Origin of the sequence: Thiopseudomonas denitrificans, assembly GCF_002866065.1 — a bacterium.
Taxonomy (GTDB): domain Bacteria; phylum Pseudomonadota; class Gammaproteobacteria; order Pseudomonadales; family Pseudomonadaceae; genus Thiopseudomonas; species Thiopseudomonas denitrificans.
In genome coordinates, this window is sequence record NZ_LNJZ01000002.1 from 12,710 (window position 1) to 35,761 (window position 23,052).

Sequence of the window (23,052 nt, forward strand, 5' to 3'; positions counted from 1 at the left end):
CAATGACCGGGACAGCCTGATAGTGACTGGAATGTTAAAGGGGTCAGGTACATTTGCAAGCGTACCTGACCCTTTAGCCGGGTGTGCGAATGAATTCGCACCTACAACGGGTGAATAAAGCGGTATGGCTTACAGGATGTAGCGTGACAGGTCTTCGTCCTTGGCCAGTTCGCCCAGGTGCTGGTCGACATAGGCGGCGTCGATGTCGATGCGGCCTGTGCTGTTTTCGCCGGCATTGAAGGACAGCTCTTCCAGCAGGCGCTCGAGCAAGGTATGCAGGCGGCGGGCGCCGATGTTCTCGGTCTTTTCGTTGACCTGCCAGGCGATCTCGGCGATGCGCTGGATGCCGTCATCGGTGAAGTGGATGTCCTGGCCTTCGGTGGCCAGCAGCGCCACGTATTGCTCGGTCAGCGATGCATGGGGTTCCTTGAGGATGCGCTGGAAGTCCTCCGGCGTCAGGGCCTTCAGCTCGACACGGATGGGCAGGCGGCCTTGCAGCTCGGGTACCAGATCGCTGGGCTTGCTCAGGTGGAAGGCGCCGGAGGCGACAAACAGGATATGGTCGGTCTTGACCGTACCCAGCTTGGTGTTGACGGTGCAGCCTTCGATCAGTGGCAGCAGGTCACGCTGGACTCCCTCGCGGGAGACATCGGCACCGCCAACGTTGCCGCGCTTGGCGATTTTGTCGATCTCGTCAATGAACACAATGCCGTTTTGCTCGACCGCTTCCAGGGCTCGGGCCTTGAGTTCTTCCTCGTTGACCATGCGTGCGGCTTCCTCGTCGCGGATCTGCTTGAGGGCATCGGCGACGCGCATCTTGCGGGTTTTCTTGCGGTCCTTGTGCATGCCGGAAAACAGGTTTTGCAGCTGGCTGGTCATTTCTTCCATGCCGGGCGGTGCCATGATTTCCACGCCCATTGGCGCTTCGGCCACTTCGATGTCGATTTCCTTGTCGTCCAGCTGGCCTTCGCGCAGACGTTTGCGGAACAGCTGGCGGGTGGCGTTGTCCGCACCACGGGCCTCTTCTTCGAAGCCGCTGCGGGCGGCTGGCAGCAGGGCGTCGAGGATGCGTTCTTCGGCGGCGTCTTCAGCGCGGTGACGCAGTTTCTGCATTTCCTGTTCGCGCAGCATTTTGATGGCTGCATCAGCAAGGTCGCGGATGATGGATTCGACATCGCGGCCGACGTAGCCGACTTCGGTAAATTTGGTTGCTTCGACCTTGATGAAGGGGGCGTTGGCCAGACGGGCCAGGCGACGGGCGATTTCGGTCTTGCCGACGCCGGTCGGGCCGATCATCAGGATGTTTTTCGGGGTGACTTCGGCGCGCAGCTCGGCGGGCAGCTGCATGCGCCGCCAGCGGTTGCGCAGGGCGATGGCGACGGCGCGCTTGGCTTCGTCCTGGCCGATGATGTGGCGGTTGAGTTCGTGAACGATTTCACGGGGTGTCATGGACATGGGGAGTCTCCGTTGACTGGTTTTGCCGGAAGATGTTGGTGTCGGCAGTGGCGGGTAACAGGTTCCGCAGGGTCGCTGCAAGTACGTCCCTGTAAGCTCCATGCCGCCATCCATGGCGGCAAAGCCCTGCTTCACCTGTCACCCGCCGCTGCTGCTGACTCCGCAGTAGTGTTCGGGTCTGCATCTGTCCGGCAGATAAAAAGCTATAAGCGTGCAGGACAGGACTTAAACGTCGCTGTCCTGCTCTTCGATGGTCAGGTTCTGGTTGGTGAACACGCAGATCGAGCCGGCGATGTTGAGGGCTTTTTCGGTGATCTCACGGGCGCTCAGTTCGGTGTTTTCCAGCAGGGCCAGGGCGGCCGCCTGGGCAAAGGCGCCGCCGGAGCCCATGGCGATCAGGCCGTGTTCCGGTTCGACCACGTCGCCGGTGCCGGTGATGATCAGCGAAGCGTCCTTGTTGGCGACTGCCAGCATGGCTTCCAGCCGGCTCAGGCTGCGGTCGGTGCGCCACTCTTTGGCCAGTTCGACGGCGGCACGCACCAGATGGCCCTGGTGCTTTTCCAGCTGGCCTTCAAAACGCTCGAACAGGGTGAAGGCATCGGCGGTGGCACCGGCAAAGCCGGCCAGAACTTCGCCGTGATAGAGGCGGCGGACCTTTTTGGCGTTGCCTTTCATGACGGTATTGCCCAGGGACACCTGGCCATCGCCGCCCATGGCGACCTTGCCGTTGCGGCGAATGGATACGATTGTAGTCAAGGGAGTGTCTCCAGCAGGATTGACAGTATCAGCAGGAGTTGGGGGCGGGGCAGGCGAAGTTCAAGGGCTGGCCGGGGGATTAAGCCTTTCTCGAAGTGATTATCGCATCAGGCCGGCAATCATGATGGTTGCCGGCCTGGTGCGTGAAAAGATGTGGGTACGGCCTGCTGATTGCACAAGGCCGGCAGTGTAGAAGGCTATATCCGTGCCTTGCGTTGCTGCAGCAGCAGATTGTTGAAGCCGCTTTGTGACAGCTGGGTCTGCGCCTGGTTGAGCTGTTCGCGGCTGGCGAACGGCCCGACCAGTACCCGGTACCAGGTCTTGTTGGCTACCTGTCCCGGTTCGATGTGGACATTCTGGCCGGTCAGCAGCAGCCGGGCACGTACCGCTTCGGCTTTTTCCCGCTCGGGAAAGGAGCCCGCCTGCAGGTAGAACTGGGTCACCTCCTTGCGTGGCGGTGCCGGTGGCGGTTGCTTGCCATCCAGCAGCGCCTGGGCGCGGGCGGCTTCGGCCTGGCGTTTGGCTTCAACCTCCCTGGCGCTGGGCGGCGGCGGTGCTTTTTCCGGCAGGGCGTCGGGTGGAACGATCACCTCGGACTCCGGCAGCAGGGTATAGAATTCGTACTTCGGCTTGTTGGCTGCCGGCTCGCTGGCAGGCTTGCCTGGTGGTTGGCTGGTTGCCGGTTTGGTGGCGGCAGGCTTGGCGGTTTCACGCTTGACGTTGTCCTTGCCAGGTTCCAGCTTGAGCAGCGACATCACAAAAACGCCCAGAACCAGCCCACAGACAATCCATACCAGTGGATGCACCGGTTTGCGGACAGGCTCCTGATAGCGGGTGGCTCCCCGCTTCGGCGGGGCGGCTTTTTTGCGTGCTGCCATGGTTACATGCGCTCCAGGGTGTTGATGCCCAGCAGGCCGAGTCCGGTTTGCAGGGTGCGGCCACTGAGGGCGGCCAGACGCAGGCGGCTGTCACGGATGTCAGCCTGTTCGGCCGACAGCACCGGGCACTGTTCGTAGAAACTGGAAAATAGGCCGGCCAGCTCATACAGGTAGGTACACAAGATGTGCGGTGTGCCCTTGTCGGCCAGGTTGCCCAGCACTTCGCCAAAGCGGGCCAGGGCTGCGGCCAGATCCTGCTCGGCCGGATGTTGCAGCTGGATGCAGCCGCCCAGGCTGTCGTGCATTGAGGTCTCCAGGCGACGGAAAATGCTGGCCACGCGGGTATAGGCATACAGCATGTAGGGTGCGGTATTGCCTTCGAAGCTGAGCATCTGGTCGAAGTTGAAGCTGTAATCGCTGGCGCGATGCTTGCTGAGGTCGGCGTACTTGACGGCACCAATGCCGACGGTGCGGGCAATGTCCTGCAACTCGCTCTCGTCCAGTTCCGGGTTCTTTTCTTTGACCAGGCTGTAGGCGCGTTGTTCGGCTTCGTTGAGCAGGTCGACCAGTTTTACCGTGCCGCCGTCACGGGTCTTGAAGGGGCGGCCATCGGCGCCGTTCATGGTGCCAAAGCCCATATGCTCCAGCTGCATGTCCTCGCTGGCAAAACCGGCCAGCCGGGCAGCGGCAAATACCATCTGGAAGTGCAGGGCCTGGCGCTGATCGACAAAGTACAGCACACGATCCGCCTTGAGCTGGCCGTGACGGTAGCGGATGGCGGCCAGGTCGGTGGTGGCGTACAGGTAGCCGCCATCGGCTTTGCGCACGATCAGTGGCAGTGGTTCGTTTTCGCTGTTCTTGAACTGGTCCATGAAGACGCACTGGGCACCCTGGTCTTCGGTGAGCAGGTTTTTATCCTGCAGTGCGTCAATCACATTGGCCAGGTCGTCGTTGTAGGCGCTTTCGCCGTGCACGTCATCCATGCCCAGTTTTACGCCAAGGCGGTCATACACTTGCTGACAGTGGCTCAGGGAGATGTCATTGAAGCTGCGCCACAGCCGCAGGCATTCGGCGTCGCCGGCCTGCAGGCTGACCACCAGCTCGCGGGCACGGTTGGCGAAGGTCTCGCTCTCGTCAAAACGCTGTTTGGCAGCGCGATAGAATTCTTCAAGGTCGGCCAGCCCCTGTTGCTGTGCGTCGGGGTTTTCTTCCAGAAAGGCCAGCAACATGCCGAACTGGGTACCCCAGTCGCCAACATGGTTCTGGCGGATCACGTCATGGCCGAGAAACTCCAGCACCCGTGCCACGGCATCGCCGATGATGGTGGAGCGCAGGTGCCCGACATGCATTTCCTTGGCCAGATTGGGCGAGGACAGGTCGACCACTACCCTTTGTGCGGTAGCGGCCACGGGTAGCCCGAGCCGGTCGCCAGCCAGTGCGGCATCCAGGCGGCGGGCCAGGGCGGCATGGTTCTGGTAGAAATTGAGAAAGCCGGGACCGGCGATTTCGACCTGGCTGACCTGTTCGTCCTGCGGCAGGGCGGCAAGGATTTTCTCGGCCAGGTCGCGGGGTTTCATGCCGGCGGGTTTGGCCAGCATCATGGCGATGTTGCTGGCAAAGTCACCATGGGTCTTGTCGCGGGCGTTCTCCACCTGGATATTTGGTTGCAGGCCGGCGGGCAGGCTGCCGTCGGTGACAAGTTGCTGCAGGGCGGATTGAACAAGCTGGCGAATGTGGTCTTTCATGGAGGTTCCGGATGTAAAACAGGCAAAAATAGTCGGGTATTATCGGCTTTTGTCCGGCGTGGCTCAAGGGGCGGCATTGGCAGGGCAGGCGGGCCGGATACCATTGGTTATTGTGCGAATAAATTCGCATCTACAAGAGGGGCGCCTGTGATCGCACTATTTTTTGTGCGCACCCTTGGGCAGCTGGACGGTGACGCTTTCCGAGTAGGTATCGTGCCAGGTGGCCTTGTTTTTGCTCCACAGCTGCCACCAGAAACCCAGCCCCAGGCACAGCCAGGAAAAGATCGAGATGATAAAGCGCAGCAGTGCCTGGGTCAGGCTGATGCGGCTACCGTCGGCGTTCTGTACGCGGATGTTCCATGCCTGCATGCCCAGGGTTTGGCCGCTGTGGGTCCAGAATTTGGCAAAGAAGGCAAACAGGCTGAGCAGCACCAGGCTGGACAGGACAGGGTCGTGGTCCATGGCGCCGCCTTCAGCCATGGCCTTGAGTTGTTCCGCGCCGTAAATCAGGCGTAGCAGGCCCTGCTGGTAAATCCAGGTCACCACCATGATCAGCGCCATGCACAGCATGAAGTCGTAGAAAATCGCGGCAAAACGGCGGATCAGGCCGGCCCTGGGAAACTGGCCTTGCGGCTGTAGCATGGGTCTGGACATGGCAACCTCGTAACGGAAAGCGGTCAAATTCTAGCCGCTTGGCAGAAAAATACCCAGCCCCAACGAAAAAAGCCCCTGCAGCTGGTGAACTGCAGGGGCTTGTTCGCGACAGGGGGATCAGCTGATGGCCTGAACCTTGTCTGCCTGCATGCCTTTCTGGCCTTCAACCGCTTCGAAAGTGACCTGCTGGCCTTCTTTCAGGGTTTTGAAGCCGTCGCCTTCGATGGCGCGGAAGTGAACGAACAGGTCAGGGCCGTTTTCCTGGGTGATGAAGCCGAAGCCTTTTTCATCGTTGAACCATTTGACGGTACCGGTCTGGCGTGTGGACATAACGTGGATCCTTTGTATCTGAAATGAAAACCTGCGCCAAAAGCGCTTTGCTACTGGTTGCAGATGAAGCAGTCGAGCCGGAACGGCCTTGCACGTGCTCTGTGCGCCGGGGTACGGGCATCCGGGGTGACGGCAGCGGGTATGTTGCCTCCCGGAAAGCGGCTCTGGTAAGTGCAGCAAAAGCCGGGCTATCACAAAAATGCTTGTTTAGCCGGTGCGCCAGGTCTTGATTCAACAGCGACCCATGCAAACTCAGTGGGCAACCACTCTACGTGATGGGCGGAGCAAAACCAAGATTGCGCTTTGCGACCAAGGGCTAATGGGGAGGGTTAAAAAAGATGCCTTTTGATGCAAATCAAGAACCGTCGGGCAAACAAAAAGGCACCGAAGTGCCTTTTTGGAGCGGGGTTATTTGGCCCGGCGTATTTCCCGGGGCAGGCTTTCTTCGGCGTCCTTGAGCTGACGCTGGATTTCCCTGTCGGCCTGGGTGCGGGCCGGTGGCAACTCCAGGCGGTTATCTTTACCCAGCAGGCCGAAGCTGGCCTTGTTGAGCCAGGAGCGTGACGCCGGCTCTTTGTAGTTGGGGTTGAAGTTGTCTTCCCTGGCCAGTTTTTTGCTGCGTTTTTTGCCGCGCTTGGTCAGGCTGGCGTGCTCAGGATAGTTGGCCTGCAGGGTGGCCAGGCTGTCATCGGCCAGTTCGTCCAGCCCCAGAATGCGGTAGCTCTGGACCATGATGGCCAGACCGTCGGGTACGGCCGGAGTGCCCTGGAAGTTTTCGACGATGTAACGGCCACGGTTGAGGGCCGCGACATAGGCTTTGCGCTTGATGTAATAGCGGGCGGCGTGCACCTCATAGTCGGCCAGCAGGTTGCGGGCGTAGATCATGCGCTGCCTGGCATCGGGTGCGTACTGGCTGTTGGGATAGCGCTGGATGAGGCGGGCGAATTCGTTGTAGGAGTCGCGGGTGGCGCCGGGATCACGCTGGGTCATGTCCAGCGGCAGGAAGCGGGCAAGGATGCCACGGTCCTGTTCGAATGCTGACAATCCCCGCATGTAGTAGGCGTAATCGGCATTTTCATGCTGCGGGTGCAGGCGGATGAAGCGGTCGGCAGTGGCGTTGACCGCTTCGTAATCACGGTTCTTGTAATGGGCGTACATCAGTTCCAGCTGTGACTGTTCGGCATAGCGGCCAAACGGATAGCGTGATTCGAGCGCCTGCAGCTTGCGGATGGCGGATGAGAAGTTGTTCTTGTTCAGGTCGGTCTGGGCTTGCTCATAGAGCTCGCGTTCGCTGAGGTTTTCTTCGACAACCTTCTTGCCGGAGCAAGCGGCCAGGACAGTAAAAAGAGCCAGAAAAAGCAGGTGCTGTACGCGCATGGTTCGGTTTCGCCTAAATCAAGAAGCGGGCTGGCGGTTGTCTGTCAGGAAGGACAGGCAAAAGTCCGCCTGACTGCAGCAGTTTGACAGCCGCCCTGTTATAGTTGCTCCCCCGCAAGCGTTGCGGGAAATGTGTGCATTTAACCATAACCTGCACGTGGAAACCAAAGGATTCGCAACCGGAGCGCGCATGATATCGGCACAGGCCGGTTACCGGTGCTGTGCGGCCGCCCAGGAAACAGAAATTTTATGTCGACAGTAACAGAACAGATTGAACTTGATGCCGTGGTACCGGACGAGCTGGGCGGCCAGCGGCTGGACCAGGTGGCGGCGCAGGTGTTTGCCGATTTTTCCCGTTCGCGGCTGACCGGCTGGATCAAGGATGGCAGCCTGACCGTGGATGGCGGGCAGTTGCGCCCGCGTGACGCCGTATACAGCGGGGCACGGCTGCGCCTGCAGGCCACGCAGGAAGCCCAGGGCGAATGGCTGGCGCAGGATATCGAGCTGGATGTGATCCATGAAGACGAGCACCTGCTGCTGATCAACAAACCCGCCGGGCTGGTGGTACATCCGGCTGCCGGGCATGCCAGCGGTACGCTGCTCAATGCCTTGCTGCACCATGCACCACAGCTGCGCGAGGTGCCGCGTGCCGGAATCGTTCACCGGCTGGACAAGGACACCAGCGGCATCCTGATGGTGGCCAAGACCCTGCAGGCGCATACCCGGCTGGTGGAACAGTTGCAGGCGCGAACGGTAGGCCGTACCTATGAGGCGCTGGTCTGTGGTGTGGTCACCTCGGGCGGTACCATTGATGCGCCGATTGGCCGGCATCCGCAGCAGCGCCAGAAAATGGCGGTCAATGAAGGCGGTAAGCAGGCCGTCAGCCATTTCCGCGTGGTACAGCGCTTTCGCAGCTATACCCATGTGCGGGTGCAGCTGGAAACGGGCCGTACCCACCAGATTCGTGTGCACATGGCCCATGCCGGTTTTCCGCTGGTGGGTGACCCGCTGTATGGCGGGCGTTTCCGCATTCCGCCGGCGGCCAGCCCGACACTGGTGGAGGCGCTGAAGACTTTTCCGCGCCAGGCACTGCACGCCTGGAAGCTGGAGCTGGACCACCCGGCCACCGGCGAGCGCCGCAGCTGGCAGGTGGATCGCCCCGAGGACATGGACTGGCTGCTGCATCTGCTGGAAGAAGACGCACAGGACTTTGGTGCATGAGGCTGCCGCATGACTGGCTTGAGCCGGGCTGGCCGGCTCCGGCCCGAGTGCGGGCCTGTTCGACGACCCGCAGTGCGGGCGACAGCCAGCCGCCATTTGATCGCTTCAATCTGGGTGATCATGTTGGTGATGACCCGCTGCAGGTGCAGGCCAACCGCAGCTGGCTGGCGCAGCAGCTGAATTGCAGCCCGGCCTGGCTGGAGCAGGTGCATGGTGTGGCGGTGGTCGAGGCGCGGCCCGCTGTGGTGGCCACTGCCGATGCCTGCTGGAGCCGTACACCGGGCGTGGCCTGCACGATCATGACCGCAGATTGCCTGCCGGTGTTGCTGGCTGCCCGCGATGGCAGCTGTGTGGCAGCCGTGCATGCCGGCTGGCGCAGCCTGGCGGGTGGAGTACTGGAAAATACGCTGGCCGCCATGGCGGTGCCGCCGGATGCGGTGCTGGCCTGGCTGGGGCCGGCCATCGGGCCGGAGGTCTACGAGGTCGGTCCCGAAGTGCGTGATGCCTTTGTTGTCCGGCATGCGGCTGCTGAAGCTGCCTTTGTGCCCTCGGGCCGAGCCGGACACTGGCTGGCGGACTTGTACCGTCTGGCCCGTATCCGTCTGGCCGCTGCCGGAGTGCAGGCCGTGTATGGTGGCGGGTTTTGCACCCTGACGGATGAGCGTTTCTACTCCTATCGCGGTGATGCGGTGACCGGGCGGCAGGCCAGCCTGATCTGGTTGCAGGATGAGTGAGGGGCTGCGTTTGCAACGCCGGAATGGATCAGAAGGATGCAGGTTAGAACTTGTAACCCAGACCCAGCATGTACACGACGGGTTTGACGTCCAGCTTGACCTTGGCTGTCTGAGTGCCATCAAGAGCATCAACGCGGGCCTTGGTGCTCATGTCGATGTAACGGACCTGGCCGTTGAGCATCAGGTTGTCGGTCAGCATGTAGTCGGCACCGACCTGTGCTGCCCAGCCCCAGGTGTTCTGTACGCGCATGGCGCTGTAACCGCCGGATTTGTTGGCTTTTTCATTGAAGAACAGGGTGCGGTTGACGCCAAGGCCGACATAGGGCTGGAAGGCGGATGCCTTGTTCATCGGGTAGTAGACGGCGCTCAGGGTTGGTGGCAGGGCTTTAAACTTACCCAACTTGGAGTCTAACCCCATACCCTGTAAAGTTCCTTTTTGCTTGGCGGTCAGCTCAAAGGGGCTCGCGGCCAGCAGTTCGATACCGATGTGGTCGGTGACCATGTAGGCGAAGTTCAGGCCCAGCTGGGTGTCGTTGTTGAGAGTGGCTTTTGTTCCCGGAATTTTTTGGTTGCCGCTGAGCGGGTTTACCTTGATCTTTGAAGAACTTTCATTGGTGCTCAGATGAATCGCACCGGCACGAACGATGATGTCACCGGCCTGGTGGGCGAAAGCGGCGGGAGTGGCTGCGGCGGTGGCCAGCAGGGTGGTAGCGATAAGGGTCTTGCGCATTGTTATGCTCCATAACGGGATAAGACAGGGGTTGAACCAGTAGTTGTGCGCAATCATATTCCCTGCTTTTCAAAGGTTATTGACTCACGTCAATTACCATGCTCACTACGTGGGCATTTCTGCCCTGTTCAGGAACCCATATCAACTTTTACGGCAGCTTTATGTGTCGAAAACGAGTAGAATTCACACATATCCTGTTTTTATGCTGAGGTCATCATGTCTTCACGTACCACCCTGAGTCGTTTTCTGATTGAACAAACCCGTGCCCACCAGACACCTGCCGAGCTGCGCTTCCTGATTGAAGTAGTGGGACGGGCCTGCAAGGTCATCAACTACCATATTGGCAAGGGTGAACTGGGCGGGGCGCTGGGCAATCAGGGTACCGAAAACGTCCAGGGCGAAATGCAGAAGAAGCTGGACGTGATTTCCAACGAGATCCTGCTGGAAGCCAACGAGTGGGGCGGGCACCTGGCCGGCATGGCGTCGGAAGAAATGGAAAAGCCCTACCAGATTCCCGGCTGTTTTCCCAAGGGTTCCTACCTGCTTGTGTTTGACCCGCTGGACGGCTCCAGCAACATTGACATCAACGTCTCCGTGGGCACCATTTTTTCCGTACTGAGCTGTCCCGAGCGTGCCGATATCTGCGGCATCCTCGAGGACGAAGACTTCCTGCAGCCGGGCGTCAAGCAGGTTGCTGCCGGCTACGCCATCTACGGCCCGCAGACCATGCTGGTGCTGACCCTGGGCAATGGCGTCAAGGGCTTTACGCTGGACAGCGAGATGGGCTCGTTCGTGTTGACTCATGACAACATGACCATTCCCGAGGCATCGGCGGAGTTTGGCATCAACATGTCCAACATGCGCCACTGGGAAGAGCCGGTACAACGCTATGTCAACGAAATGCTGGCCGGCAAGGAAGGCCCGCTGGGCAAGGATTACAACATGCGCTGGACGGCTTCCATGGTGGCTGACATTCACCGCATTCTGGTGCGTGGCGGCGTCTTCATGTATCCATGGGACCGGCGCATGGACAAGGACAAGGGCAAGCTGCGCCTGATGTACGAAGCCAACCCGATGGCCATGATCGTCGAGCAGGCTGGCGGTGCCGCCACCAATGGCCGGATCCGCATCATGGACGTGCGCCCGGAAAAACTGCACGAGCGTGTCCCCGTGTTCATGGGCTCGAAGCAGGAAGTCGAGCGCATCACCAAGTACCACAAAGAAAAGGCCTGATTCTTTTTTGCAGTTTTCAAACACCCGGCGTACGCCGGGTGTTTGCTTTGGGCGCATGCCTGCGGTTGTGCGCGGCATGCATGAACGGGCAACGCAAAATTTTCAGCAAGTATTGGCAACAAGGCAGGGTGATTGATGAAGGTGTTGATTCAGCGGGTATCTGCGGCACGGGTCGAGGTGGCCGGGGAAACCGTTGGCGAGATCGGGCAAGGCGTGCTGGCGCTGGTCGGCCTTGAGCCGGAAGATGGCCGGTCGCAGCTGGAAAAAATGCTCAACAAGCTGCTCAATTATCGTATTTTTGCCGACAGCGAGGGGCGCATGAACTGCTCGCTCCGGGATATCAATGGCGGCTTGCTGCTGGTGTCCCAGTTTACGCTGGCGGCTGATACACGCAGTGGCCTGCGGCCGGGCTTCTCCACGGCGGCTGCGCCACAGTTGGCGGAGCAGCTGTTCGGGCAGTTTGTTGCCATGGCGCAAGAGGCCTGGCCACAGGTGGCAACCGGCAGTTTTGGTGCCGACATGCAGGTTAGCCTGACCAATGACGGGCCGGTGACCTTTTTGTTGCAGGTTTGACGTGGGTTGGCTTTGTGCGAATGAATTCGCACCTACGATTTAGGCGGAGCTTGGCGCTGGCCTTGTAGGTTCGAATTTATTCGAACTTTTTGCTGCAGGTTTAACGTGGTTTTGCCGGGTGCTGTTTGTGCGAATGAATTCGCACGTGTGGCGGGGTTGGCTTTGTGCGAATGAATTCGCATCTACGCTGGAGCCGTGCCTGGTTTTTATGCGATAAAATTTACGTCGGCGGCGGAACCGGGTTTGATGCTGGGCTGTAGGTTCGAATTTATTCGAACACCCCGTGGCGGCCGCGGAAATACGCTTGGCAGAATGCGCGCGACAAGTCGCATCCGGCAGCGGGATTTGCTATAATCCCGCCTCTTTTTTGCTTGTCAAGCCTTTGTCGACCCTGTCCCCATGAAGTTCTTTGTCAAACCCTTTGCTGAAATCACCATCAAGAGCCGTCCGGTGCGCCGCCAGTTCATACTGCAGCTGGGCCGCAACATCCGTAACGTGCTCAAGGATCTGGACCCTGAAATCCGCACGTCTGGCGAGTGGGACAATATTGATGTGGTCAGCAGCCTGACCGACCCGGCACTGCAGCAACAACTGGTCGAACGCATGCGTCACCTGCCCGGCATTGCCCACTTTTATCAGGTGCTGGACTTCGACCTGCCTGACAGCATGCAGGACATTGCCGATCGCTGCGCCGAGCACTATGCGCCGCTGCTCAAGGACAAGGAATTTGCCGTGCGCTGCAAGCGGGTGGGCAAACATGAATTCACCTCGATGGACGTCGAGCGCGAAGTCGGCAGCCTGCTGCGTCAGCAGTGTGGCGCTGCCGGTATCAGGTTGAACCGGCCGGATGTCGAGGTGCGGCTGGAAATCCGCCATCGCCGTCTGCTGGTCGAGTTCAACCGCCAGGAAGGGTTGGGCGGCTATCCGCTGGGCTCGATCGAGCAGGCACTGGTACTGATGTCCGGCGGCTTTGACTCCACCGTTGCCGCCTACCAGCTGATGCGCCGTGGCCTGCTGACTCATTTCTGCTTCTTTAATCTGGGTGGCCGTGCCCACGAGTTGGGCGTGATGGAAGTGGCGCAGTTTTTGTGGCAGAAATTTGGCCGCTCGCACCGCACCCTGTTCATCAGCGTGCCCTTTGAAGAAGTGCTGGGCGACATTCTGCAAAACGTGGACAACAGCCAGATGGGGGTCATTCTCAAGCGCCAGATGCTGCGTGCGGCGGAAAAAGTGGCCGACAATCTGCATCTGGACGTGCTGGCGACCGGTGAGGCGATTTCCCAGGTCTCCAGCCAGACGCTGATTAACCTGTCGGTGATCGACAAGGCGACCGACAAGCTGGTGCTGCGTCCGCTGGTGGCTGCGCACAAACAGGACATTATCAACACCGCCGAGGCGATCGGCACTGCCGAGTTTGCCAAGCACATGCCGGAGTATTGCGGCGTGATCTCGGTGAATCCGACCACCAAGGCCAAGCTGGGGCGGATTGTCCACGAAGAGGAGAGCCTTGACCGGCAGCTGCTGGAGCGGGCGGTGGCCCGTGCCCGCTTTGTCACTGTCGACAAATTGCTGGAAGAATTGAGTGAAGACGTGCAGGTGGAGATGGTCAGCGAAGCGCTGCCCGGCCAGGTGGTGATCGACATCCGTCACCCGGACGAAACCGAGGATGCACCGCTGGCGCTTGATGGCATCGAGCAGATCAGCCTGCCGTTCTATGCCGTCAACAGCAAGTTTGGCGAGCTGGACAGCAACCGCCAGTACCTGCTGTATTGCGACAAGGGTGTGATGAGCCGCCTGCATGCCCATCACCTGCTGCATGAAGGGCATACCAATGTGAGGGTTTATAGGCCCTGACTGGCTTTTGTTTGTTGTGTTTGCAGCTTCGGGGTATGGGTCTGCAAACACGCCGCAAGTACATCCATGTAGGCTCTTCAACGCCATCCATGGCGTTGCAAGGTTTGCCAACCCATACCCCGAAGCTGCTTTCGGTATCCTGCAATACGCAAGCACGTCAGGGCCGGGTGGAGATGGAAAGAGTCTGCGGCGGGAACGGATTTGATCAGCCGGTCTGTTGCATATGGAGTAAAGCCTCGGCGGCAAGGATGCCGCCGTGGAGCCTACATGGATGTATTCACGGCGACTTTACGGAATATGCAACAGACCGGCATGACACAGAATTTATTGATACAAGAATCGACAATTTAACCTAGAGAAAACCATTGTGATTGAGAAACTGAGAAACATTGCCATCATCGCCCACGTGGACCATGGCAAAACCACCCTGGTTGATGCCCTGCTGCGTGCTTCCGGCACCTTGGACCGCAAGGAGCTGGAATCCGATCGTGTGATGGACTCCAACGACCAGGAAAAAGAGCGCGGCATCACCATTCTGGCGAAGAACACCGCGATCAAATGGAACGACTACGCCATCAACATCGTTGACACCCCCGGCCACGCCGATTTTGGTGGCGAGGTGGAGCGCGTACTGAGTATGGTGGACTGTGTACTGCTGGTGGTCGATTCTATCGACGGCCCCATGCCACAGACCCGCTTCGTCACCCAGAAAGCCTTCCAGGCCGGTCTCAATCCGATTGTGGTGGTCAACAAGATCGACCGCCCCGGCGCGCGTCCTGACTGGGTGATCGACCAGGTATTCGACCTGTTCGACAACCTTGGCGGCAGCGATGAGCAGCTTGACTTCCCGATTGTCTATACCAGCGCACTGAACGGTATTGCCGGCATGGACCCGTCCGAAATGGCGGACAACATGGACCCGCTATTCCAGGCCATTGTTGAGTATGTCCAGCCGCCCAAAGTGGACGTGGACGGCCCCTTCCAGATGCAGGTTTCCGCACTGGACTACAACAACTTCCTCGGCGTGATCGGCGTTGGCCGCATCACCCGCGGCAAGATCAAGACCAATACCCCGGTCACTGCCATCGGTACCGATGGCAAGAAGCGTAATGGTCGCATCCTGAAAGTCATGGGCCACCATGGCCTGCAGCGGGTGGAAGTGGAAGAAGCACAGGCCGGTGATATCGTCTGCATCAGCGGCTTTGAGCCACTGTTCATCTCCGATACCCTGTGTGACCAGCAGCACGTTGAAGCGCTGCCACCGCTGACAGTCGACGAGCCGACCGTAAGCATGACCTTCCAGGTCAATGACTCGCCTTTTGCCGGCAAGGAAGGCAAGTACGTCACCAGCCGCAACCTCAAGGAGCGCCTGGAAAAAGAGCTGCTGCACAACGTGGCCCTGCGTGTTGAAGAAACCGGCGACCCCGACAAGTTCAAGGTCTCCGGTCGTGGCGAGCTGCACCTGTCGGTACTGATCGAGACCATGCGCCGCGAAGGTTTCGAGCTGGCCATTTCCCGCCCCGAAGTGATCATCAAGGAAGAGGATGGTGTCAAACAGGAGCCGTTCGAGTTCGTCATTTTCGATATCGAGGAAGATCACCAGGGCCCGATCATGGAACAGATCGGCCTGCGCAAGGGTGATCTGAAAGACATGGTGCCGGACGGCAAGGGCCGCATCCGCCTGGAATATGAGATTCCGGCCCGCGGCCTGATCGGTTTCCGCAACCAGTTCATGACCATCACCTCCGGCACCGGCATCCTGACCAGCACTTTCAGCCACTATGGCCCGATCAAGAGCGGCGAGATGTCCAGCCGCCTCAACGGTGTGCTGGTCTCCATGGCCAGCGGCAAGGCGCTGAGCTACTCGCTGGAAACCCTGCAGGACCGCGGCAAGCTGTTCCTGTCACCCGGTGACGAGATCTACGAAGGCCAGCTGGCCGGCATCCATGCCCGCGACAACGATATGGTGGTCAACCCGACCAAGGCCAAGAAACTCGACAACATGCGTGCTTCCGGCAAGGACGAAACCATCGCGCTGGTGCCGCCGGTGCGTTTCACGCTGGAGCAGGCGCTGGAGTTCATCGAGGATGACGAACTGGTCGAAGTCACGCCGGTGTCCATTCGCCTGCGCAAGAAGCTGCTGACCGAAAGCGACCGCAAGCGTGCCGATCGTAGCAAGTAAGCGCGATTGATGCGCCAGAAAGCCGGGCCTGCACAGCCCGGCTTTTTTGTACATGCGCGAAAAGCCCGAAGCTGGCCAGTGTTGTGCGCACATGCCGGATGCAGGCTATACTCGGGACAAACAGTTGCCAACACCGGAGGGCGGCCATGCATGTTTCATCTGCCAGCCATGCTTATACCCCTTATGCCCATGTGTCTGTCCGGCAGCCTGAAGATGCTGAAAAAACGACGGGTTTTACGGCGAATCGGCAAGCGGACAAATCCAAAAGCGAGCCGTGCAGGACTATCAGAATGTTGCCAGTGACCACTCCAGCAATAGTGGCAGTCTGTTGTTGCTTGCTTAGGTAGTTCCATGACCCGGTCATCCAGCACCCTTTTTTACGTTCACGATCCCATGTGCAGCTGGTGCTGGGCCTTTGTGCCGGTCTGGCAGCAAGTGCGGGATGCGCTGCAAGAATTGCCGGTGCAGGTCGAGTATCTGCTTGGCGGGCTGGCACCGGACAGCGATGCTCCCATGCCGGCGGACATGCAGCAGATGCTGCAGGCCACCTGGCAGCGCATTCAGCAGCATGTGCCCGGTACCGAATTCAATTTCGCTTTCTGGACCGGCTGTCAGCCGCGGCGCTCCACCTGGCCTGCCTGTCGCGCCGTGCTGGCCGCTGGTAATCAGCAGCAGGCAAAAGAAATGATTCTGGCCATTCAGCACGCCTATTACTTGCGGGTGATGAACCCGTCGGATGATGCCACGCTGATCGCGCTGGCGCAGGAATTGGGGCTGGACAGCGGGTGCTTTGCCGCCGACCTCAACAGCGACGAAACCCGCCAGCGCCTGCAGCAGCAGATGCAGCGGGCGCGCAGCATGCCGATCAACGGCTTTCCCAGCCTCGTGTTGCAAACGGAAAACGGCCAGCAGCCGATACCGCTTGATTACAACTCGGCAGACAACATTCTCGCCGCGATCAGGCAAGTGCTGGCACGCTAATGGCCGTCAGGAGTGGCTGGCAAGCGGGCAGGTTGCCATCAGAAATACCCATGATGGACGGGCTTGTTCGGCGGCTTATTTGCCAACATGAAATAAATTCATGACCATGAGCAGGTAATATCATTTTTCTTGAGCGGTCAGGCTGCGTATAAAGGTCGCCAGCTTTGGCTCCGGGCAATTCTTGCTGTCTGAAAAGCAGCAGCGCCAGCCGGGAGCACATCATGATTTTGAAATGGATACCTGTTTGCAATGAGTAACGACTTTTCCTTTGCCATCAGCAGCATCGCTTTTGACGAAAACTATCAGCCGCTGGAGCACACCCGCATCACCACCAACTTTGCCAACCTGGCCCGGGGGGAAAGCCGCCAGCAGAACCTGCGCAACACGTTGCGCATGATCAACCAGCGCTTCAACCAGCTGGCCAGCTGGGACAACCCAAGGGGCGACCGTTACTCGGTCGAGCTGGAAATCATTTCCGTCGACATGGATGTCGAAGGCAATGGCAAGGCCTTTCCGAGCATTGAAATCCTGAAAACCCACGTTGTCGATCACCGCACCAACAAGCGTATTGAAGGCATGGTCGGCAACAACTTCTCGTCCTACGTACGTGATTATGATTTCAGTGTGAGGCTGCAGGAGCACAACAAGGGCCGCGAAGGCTTCAGCGTGCCGGATGACTTTGGTGACCTGCACGGCAAGATTTTCCAGAGCTTTGTCCATTCCGACAGCTACCGTCAGCACTTTGCCAAGCTGCCGGTGATCTGCCTGTCGGTATCCGACAGCAAGCAATATCACGCTACTGACAACAGGCATCCGGTGCTGGGCATCGAGTATCAGCCCAATGAAACCTCACTGACCGAGGCCTACTTCAAGAAGATGGGGCTGGATGTACGCTACTTTATGCCGCCGGGCAGCGTGGCGCCCTTTGCCTTTTACTTCTTTGGCGACCTGCTGAACGACTACAGTAACCTTGAACTGATCAGCACCATCAGCACCATGGAGACCTTCCAGAAAATCTACCGTCCGGAAATCTACAACGCCAAAACCAAAGCGGGCGATGTGTATCAGCCAAGCCTGAACAACCCGGACCACGAGCTGACCGACATTGTTTATGACCGCGAAGAGCGCAGCCAGTTGGCGGTCGAGCAGGGCAGGTTTACCCAGGAGCACTTCATCAAGCCTTATCAGGCCGTGCTGGAAAACTGGGCGGCCAATTACGCGCTGTAACCGGGCTTTATCCGGGACTGGGGCAGGGTAATCCTGCCTCTGCTCCGGACTGATATCGCAAATCTTGTCCGGATAAATCCGGACCTACAGAAAAGCCGTCACCAATGCACAATCGCTGGGCCAGCAATCGGAATTGATGAACCCCCACCCGTAGGTGCGAATTTATTCGCACAAAAATGGTGAATTCCCACCCGTAGGTGCGAATTTATTCGCACAAAAATGGTGAATTCCCACCCGCAGGCGCGAATGTATTCGCACAAAAATGGTGAATTCCACCTGTAGATGCGAATTTATTCGCATAAAAGAACAAATTTGTAATCTCCCCCATTTAATTCAAATTCTTATAAGACAGACACTCATGAGCAAACTACTCCCTACATCCTCGGCAGGCAGCCTGCCCAAACCCTCCTGGCTGGCAGAGCCGGAAAAACTCTGGTCACCCTGGAAGCTGGAAGGTGAAGAGCTGCTTGCCGGCAAGCAGGACGCCCTGCGCATTGCCCTGCAAGAGCAGCAGCATGCAGGCATCGATATCGTCAGCGATGGCGAGCAAACCCGGCAGCACTTTGTCACCACCTTCATCGAACACCTGAACGGGGTGGATTTTGAAAACCGCCAGACAGTGAAAATCCGTAACCGCTACGAGGCCAGCGTGCCCTCGGTGCTGGGGGCGGTCAGCCGCGAGCGTCCGGTATTTGTCGAGGATGCGAAATTTTTGCGTCAGCAAACCAGCCAGCCGATCAAGTGGGCGCTGCCCGGGCCCATGACCATGATCGACACCCTGTATGACGGCCACTACAAAAGCCGCGAAAAGCTGGCCTGGGAGTTTGCCAAGATTCTTAATCAGGAAGCGCGCGAACTGGAAGCGGCAGGCGTCGACATCATCCAGTTTGACGAGCCGGCGTTCAACGTGTTTTTTGACGAGGTCAACGACTGGGGCATTGCCGCGCTGGAGCGGGCGATCGAAGGCCTCAAGTGCGAAACTGCAGTGCACATTTGCTACGGCTACGGCATCAAGGCCAATACCGACTGGAAAAAAACCCTCGGCTCCGAGTGGCGCCAGTACGAAGAGGTGTTCCCCAAACTGCAAAAATCCGCGATCGATATCGTTTCGCTGGAATGCCAGAACTCGCACGTGCCCATGGAACTGATCGAACTGATCCGTGGCAAAAAGGTCATGGTCGGTGCCATTGACGTGGCCACCAACCAGATCGAAACCCCCGAGCAAGTGGCGGACACCCTGCGCAAGGCGCTGGCGTTTGTCGATGCCGACAAGCTGTATCCCTGCACCAACTGCGGCATGGCCCCCCTGTCACGGGAAGTCGCGCGCGGCAAGATGAATGCCCTGAGTGCCGGTGCAGCCATTGTGCGGGCGGAGCTGTCGCGTTAACAACTGCCTGAAATTTGTAAAAACCAACCGTTGAGCCAGCATGCTGGCCCAACGGTTTTTCAGGTCAGGCGCTACACTCTTGCCAGCTCTTGGGTGGTCAGACAGCTCAAAGGCATGCGCCCCGGACAGGTCATTGCGCTGGAAGGTTATCTGGTCGATGCTGCGGCACCGGATGGCTGGCGCTGGAACACCTCACTGACGCGCAAGGATACCGGAACCGGTGCCTGCGAGCTGTTCTGGGTCGAGAATGCATATGTTGTTCGCTAAAGAGCACCGAAAGTTATCAGAGCCTGTTCCCGGATATCAGTCGAGCTGAAAGATAAAGGGAAGCTGTCACAGTACTTGTCTGGCCGTATTTATGGAACGGGTTTTGACACCGGTTTCAGACTAAGAGCAAGAAGGCCAGGTGGAGTTGCAGTATCATTGGACTAGATTGCTAGCTTTACATTTGGCCCGATAAAACGTCTTTCTGATATTGAACCAGGTAAATACATAATGCGTAGTGCTACATTTTTTGTTGGTTGCCTTGCTTTTATTACAACGCTATCCGGGTTATCACGTGCAGCTGTGGCAGAAGGCTTCCCGGAGAGTTATGTGGAAAGCAGTATGGCTGAAGTTATGCGGGGGTTAACAGTTGATGTTGGTGCTCTTGCAGAGGGAGAAATGATCAGGGTCCAGTTCGCAGGAAGACCCGTTTATATATATCGCCGCACAGAAGCTGATCTTGCTTCTCTTCAAAGGGGCTCGGCGGGGGGAGCTGAAGATCCGGGTCAAGAAGTATTGAGAACGGTCCGCAAGGAATATAGCTCGGCCAGCGCAAAGGCTTGGGCCCGTTTGTTGTTGGCTGCGGAGCCCATTTCCACAAGACCCTTGCGCACGCTGGATAGCAGGTTTTTTGTGGGGGCAGGCTGGGCGCCAATGTCGGGTTGTGCCCTGATCCTGGCTCAATCAAAGAAAAAAACTGATACAGCGGCGGGTTTTTATGATCCATGTACTACCAGTGCATATGATACGGCCGGTCGCCTTCTTCAGGTGAAAGGTGCACCAGATCATGACGCGTTGAATATTTCCATACCGCCTTATGAAGTGGTGGGGGATAAGATTGTACTTGGCTATGCGGATGATTTTCCAGAGCTGCCTTTTTCTCGTGAGGAGCTATACAGTGCCGGCTCTGTGACGGAACGACTGATAGATGCCGCCCGCTACAATGACATCGATGAGGTCAGGAAAGCCATTGGGCAGGGAGCGGATGTTAACTATTTTGCGCCTGGCAAGGGGAGCCCGATTGGCGCGGCAATAATTGGAGGCTCTACACCGCTTGTTGAGTTGCTTATTCAGCATGGCGCCAGGCCCCAGTGGAACTCTGAAGCAATCGCCCGCAGTTTAGGGCGCAATGACGTGCTGGAGCTGCTTCAAAAGCTGAAATAGTCTGCAGACAGCTGTACTTGCCACAATGTCAGTCGAGCTGAAAGAAGAAGGGAAACCGTCCCAACGCCTGCCTGGCCGTTTCGGCCGAGGCGCCCGGCGCAAGCTGCACATTGACCACCACACCCTTTTGACCGTCGTTGACCGCCTCGATGGAACGGGTTTTGACACCGGCCTCTTGCAGGGCCAGGGCCAGCACCTGGCTGATCTCCCGGTTCTTCAGTTCGGGCTTGAAGATCTTGCCCACGCCGGTCAGCGGCATGGCGTCTATGATGTGAACCTGCCTGGGAATGGCGGCCCGCTCGTTGATCTGCTTTGTCAGGTACGCCAGCAGCTCGTCTTCGGTTGCGCTGGCGCCATCCTTCAACTGGACATAGACCACCGGCAGCTCTCCGGCGTATTCGTCGGGCCGGCCGATGGCAGCGGCCAGTTCCACCGCCGGGTGGCGGTACAGTGGCTCCTCGATCACCAGCGGGTCGATGTTGTGACCGCCACGGATGATCAGCTCCTTCTTGCGGCCGACCAGCCAGAAATAGCCGTCTGCATCCTGTCTGGCCAGATCGCCGGTATTCAGCCAGCGCTTGCCGTCGCCACAGTCCACCCACAAATCACGGTTCTGTTCCGCGATCCGGTAACCGATAAACACGTTGGGGCCGGACACGATCAGCACGCCGGCCTCGTCGGCGGCGCAATCCCTCTCATAGGCACCGGAGTCATCCAGCACGACAGTTTTCATGTCCTGAAACGGCAGGCGCAAGCCGATCGAGCCGATTCTGCGCTCGCCATGGGGCGGGTTGATGCTGCTGATGCAGGTGGCTTCGGTCAGGCCATAGCCTTCCAGAATCTTCAGGCCGGTCTGCTGCTGGAAGTTGCGGAATACCTCCACCGACATGGGTGCGGCACCGCACAGGCCGTACTGCAACGAGTCCAGCTTGCGACCCGCAATGGGCACCTGCAACAGGGCAGAGTAGAGCGTGGGCACACCGCTGAAAAAGTTGACGCCATAGTGTTCGACAATCTCCCAGAAGCGTTTTACCACGCCCTCGCCACGGTAACCCTGCGGGGTTCCGAGCACCACATGTGCTCCCTTGGAAAACGGCAGCAGCCCGGTCGCCATCACCGCATTGACATGAAACAGCGGCAGGCCGCAGTAAACGACGGTGCGGGGTGCTATGTCGTCGCCGATGAATTTACCCCCGCTCCAGGCATCGAACACCTCGTTGCGATGGGTGCGCATGGCGATTTTGGGCAGGCCGGTGGTGCCACCGGTACAGAAGAAGGAAGAAGCATCATCCGGATGGATCACACGGCCATTATCGAACCGGTCCGGGTTTTCGTTGGCGATGGCCTGCTTGAAATGGTGCAGCGTGATGGAAGCAGGCACAGCACCGCGCAAGCCGGCGCTACCGTGCAGGCGTCTGGTTTCACGTGCCTGCATGAAGCGGGTGGCGTAATGCTTGAGCCCACGCACACGGTCCGGCAGGTCAACCAGTACCAGATGGCGCAGCGACTCGACGGAATCAAGGTGCGGTTGTAGCTTGCTCCACAGGTCTGTGCCGGGAAACGGAGCCAGCGTGACCAGCACATGGGCGTTGGCTGCCTTGAGCAGTTCGGCCAGTGCCTCTCCTTCCAGCAACGGATTCAGTGCGGCAACGATGCCGGCAGCCTGGCCGCCCCAGATCACGAAATGGGTTTCCGGCAAGTTGGGCAGCACATAGGCGACCACCGTATCCTTGTCCACACCGATGCGGTGCAGAAAGTTCGCCGTGCGGGTGATCTGCGCCAGAAACTCGCGATAACTCCAGGTCTCGGGCTTGTGCAGCTCGGCCGCAGAGAGGAAAAAGCTCAGCGCTGGGCCGTCCGGGTCCATGGCGGCACCCTGACGGATCATCTCGTAGGTGCTGACCGGCAACTCGGGCAAGCCAGCCCGTTCAATGGCTTCAATGTCGGCAGTGGTGGTGATGCCCTGACGGGCAGAAGCTGCAGCGTGCGGAGTATCCATCCAGGCCTCATCAATCCGGAACAGTGGTGCGGGTTTTCATCAATGTACCCGATGCTTCCGGTACAGGCCCGTGACTTTAGGATTAAACGGTTTGCCAGCTACCTGTCGCAAACATCAGCCGTTCCGTATCGCGCCGCCATACAACAGCATCCTGCTGCATAGCCTACCATCAGGTTCGCTTGGGTGACGCCATTCATGTTGCATGGCACAACTTTAGTCTGTGCCTGCTCCGGGCAGGGTGTTGCAGGGGGCTATCCTGTTTTTCGTCCTTCGGTGTTGCCGGTGCCGGCCTTTGCGGCCAGCTCGCC

General features: G+C 58.8%; 20 protein-coding genes and 1 pseudogene. 11 read left to right on the forward strand and 10 right to left on the reverse strand.

Translation table 11 applies throughout. The features are described from left to right. Positions 1 to 129 precede the first annotated feature (129 nt). The 7 genes and pseudogenes from hslU to AR306_RS00455 all read right to left on the reverse strand — a co-directional run. Entirely contained in the window at positions 130 to 1,455 is a 1,326-nt protein-coding gene (gene hslU / locus AR306_RS00425) for an ATP-dependent protease ATPase subunit HslU (protein WP_101495583.1), read from the reverse strand. Between the two features lie 225 nt (positions 1,456 to 1,680). Next, a complete protein-coding gene (gene hslV / locus AR306_RS00430; protein WP_101495584.1) occupies positions 1,681 to 2,211 on the reverse strand; it encodes an ATP-dependent protease subunit HslV in 531 nt (176 codons plus the stop codon). A 197-nt stretch (positions 2,212 to 2,408) separates the two neighbouring features. Then, a complete protein-coding gene (locus AR306_RS00435; RefSeq protein WP_101495585.1) occupies positions 2,409 to 3,089 on the reverse strand; it encodes an SPOR domain-containing protein in 681 nt (226 codons plus the stop codon). 2 nt (positions 3,090 to 3,091) lie between these two features. After that, complete coding sequence (gene argS / locus AR306_RS00440) at positions 3,092 to 4,834, reverse strand: arginine--tRNA ligase (RefSeq protein WP_101495586.1); 1,743 nt, start codon at positions 4,832 to 4,834, stop codon at positions 3,092 to 3,094. 156 nt (positions 4,835 to 4,990) lie between these two features. Further along, on the reverse strand, positions 4,991 to 5,488 hold the full coding sequence (locus tag AR306_RS00445) for an RDD family protein (RefSeq protein WP_101495747.1): 498 nt from the start codon (positions 5,486 to 5,488) through the stop codon (positions 4,991 to 4,993). A 117-nt stretch (positions 5,489 to 5,605) separates the two neighbouring features. Next, positions 5,606 to 5,818 carry a cold-shock protein gene (locus AR306_RS00450; protein WP_101495587.1) on the reverse strand — a complete coding sequence of 71 codons (213 nt, stop codon included), beginning with the start codon at positions 5,816 to 5,818 and terminating at the stop codon, positions 5,606 to 5,608. Positions 5,819 to 6,238: 420 nt separating this feature from the next. Then, positions 6,239 to 7,195 (reverse strand): annotated as a pseudogene (locus AR306_RS00455) (outer membrane protein assembly factor BamD); the annotation flags it as partial. A 249-nt stretch (positions 7,196 to 7,444) separates the two neighbouring features. Here AR306_RS00455 and rluD point away from each other — a divergent pair. Beyond that, the gene (gene rluD, locus AR306_RS00460) at positions 7,445 to 8,416 is read left to right on the forward strand and encodes a 23S rRNA pseudouridine(1911/1915/1917) synthase RluD (protein WP_101495589.1); all 972 of its coding nucleotides are present in this window, start codon (positions 7,445 to 7,447) and stop codon (positions 8,414 to 8,416) included. After that, positions 8,413 to 9,150: a peptidoglycan editing factor PgeF gene (gene pgeF / locus AR306_RS00465; protein WP_101495590.1), complete on the forward strand. Its 738-nt coding sequence runs from the start codon at positions 8,413 to 8,415 to the stop codon at positions 9,148 to 9,150. The genes rluD and pgeF overlap by 4 nt, the downstream gene beginning before the upstream one ends. A 43-nt stretch (positions 9,151 to 9,193) precedes the next feature. On the opposite strand, the gene AR306_RS00470 is transcribed toward pgeF, so the two are convergent. Next, positions 9,194 to 9,880, reverse strand: a complete 687-nt coding sequence (locus tag AR306_RS00470; protein ID WP_101495591.1) for an OmpW/AlkL family protein — start codon at positions 9,878 to 9,880, stop codon at positions 9,194 to 9,196. Between the two features lie 216 nt (positions 9,881 to 10,096). Here AR306_RS00470 and AR306_RS00475 point away from each other — a divergent pair, with 216 nt between their 5' ends. From AR306_RS00475 to AR306_RS00495, 5 genes are all read left to right on the forward strand, one after another. Beyond that, positions 10,097 to 11,113 (forward strand): class 1 fructose-bisphosphatase, encoded by a 1,017-nt coding sequence (locus AR306_RS00475; RefSeq protein WP_101495592.1) that lies wholly within the window; start codon positions 10,097 to 10,099, stop codon positions 11,111 to 11,113. 135 nt (positions 11,114 to 11,248) lie between these two features. After that, positions 11,249 to 11,686: a D-aminoacyl-tRNA deacylase gene (gene dtd, locus AR306_RS00480; RefSeq protein ID WP_101495593.1), complete on the forward strand. Its 438-nt coding sequence runs from the start codon at positions 11,249 to 11,251 to the stop codon at positions 11,684 to 11,686. Between the two features lie 399 nt (positions 11,687 to 12,085). Then, on the forward strand, positions 12,086 to 13,540 hold the full coding sequence (gene thiI / locus AR306_RS00485; RefSeq protein WP_101495594.1) for a tRNA uracil 4-sulfurtransferase ThiI: 1,455 nt from the start codon (positions 12,086 to 12,088) through the stop codon (positions 13,538 to 13,540). 367 nt (positions 13,541 to 13,907) lie between these two features. After that, positions 13,908 to 15,722, forward strand: coding sequence for a translational GTPase TypA (gene typA, locus AR306_RS00490; RefSeq protein WP_101495595.1), 1,815 nt, complete (start codon positions 13,908 to 13,910; stop codon positions 15,720 to 15,722). A 351-nt stretch (positions 15,723 to 16,073) separates the two neighbouring features. Beyond that, positions 16,074 to 16,703: a DsbA family protein gene (locus AR306_RS00495; RefSeq protein WP_101495596.1), complete on the forward strand. Its 630-nt coding sequence runs from the start codon at positions 16,074 to 16,076 to the stop codon at positions 16,701 to 16,703. Here the strand turns inward: AR306_RS00495 and AR306_RS13095 are convergent. Beyond that, a complete protein-coding gene (locus AR306_RS13095) occupies positions 16,681 to 16,953 on the reverse strand; it encodes a hypothetical protein (RefSeq protein ID WP_133539759.1) in 273 nt (90 codons plus the stop codon). The genes AR306_RS00495 and AR306_RS13095 overlap by 23 nt on opposite strands. Here AR306_RS13095 and AR306_RS00500 point away from each other — a divergent pair. The 4 genes from AR306_RS00500 (at position 16,953) to AR306_RS00510 (ending at position 20,745) form a co-directional block, all read left to right on the forward strand. Beyond that, complete coding sequence (locus AR306_RS00500; protein WP_101495597.1) at positions 16,953 to 17,930, forward strand: DUF1852 domain-containing protein; 978 nt, start codon at positions 16,953 to 16,955, stop codon at positions 17,928 to 17,930. The genes AR306_RS13095 and AR306_RS00500 overlap by 1 nt on opposite strands. Before the next feature lie 358 nt (positions 17,931 to 18,288). Further along, positions 18,289 to 19,317: a methionine synthase gene (locus tag AR306_RS00505; protein WP_101495598.1), complete on the forward strand. Its 1,029-nt coding sequence runs from the start codon at positions 18,289 to 18,291 to the stop codon at positions 19,315 to 19,317. A gap of 114 nt (positions 19,318 to 19,431) precedes the next feature. Beyond that, positions 19,432 to 19,584, forward strand: a complete 153-nt coding sequence (locus AR306_RS13270; protein ID WP_166627906.1) for a hypothetical protein — start codon at positions 19,432 to 19,434, stop codon at positions 19,582 to 19,584. A gap of 228 nt (positions 19,585 to 19,812) precedes the next feature. Then, positions 19,813 to 20,745: a hypothetical protein gene (locus AR306_RS00510; protein ID WP_133539761.1), complete on the forward strand. Its 933-nt coding sequence runs from the start codon at positions 19,813 to 19,815 to the stop codon at positions 20,743 to 20,745. Between the two features lie 28 nt (positions 20,746 to 20,773). Here the strand turns inward: AR306_RS00510 and AR306_RS00515 are convergent, their stop codons facing one another. Further along, positions 20,774 to 22,744 carry an acyl-CoA synthetase gene (locus tag AR306_RS00515; RefSeq protein WP_101495600.1) on the reverse strand — a complete coding sequence of 657 codons (1,971 nt, stop codon included), beginning with the start codon at positions 22,742 to 22,744 and terminating at the stop codon, positions 20,774 to 20,776. Positions 22,745 to 23,052: the final 308 nt, after the last annotated feature.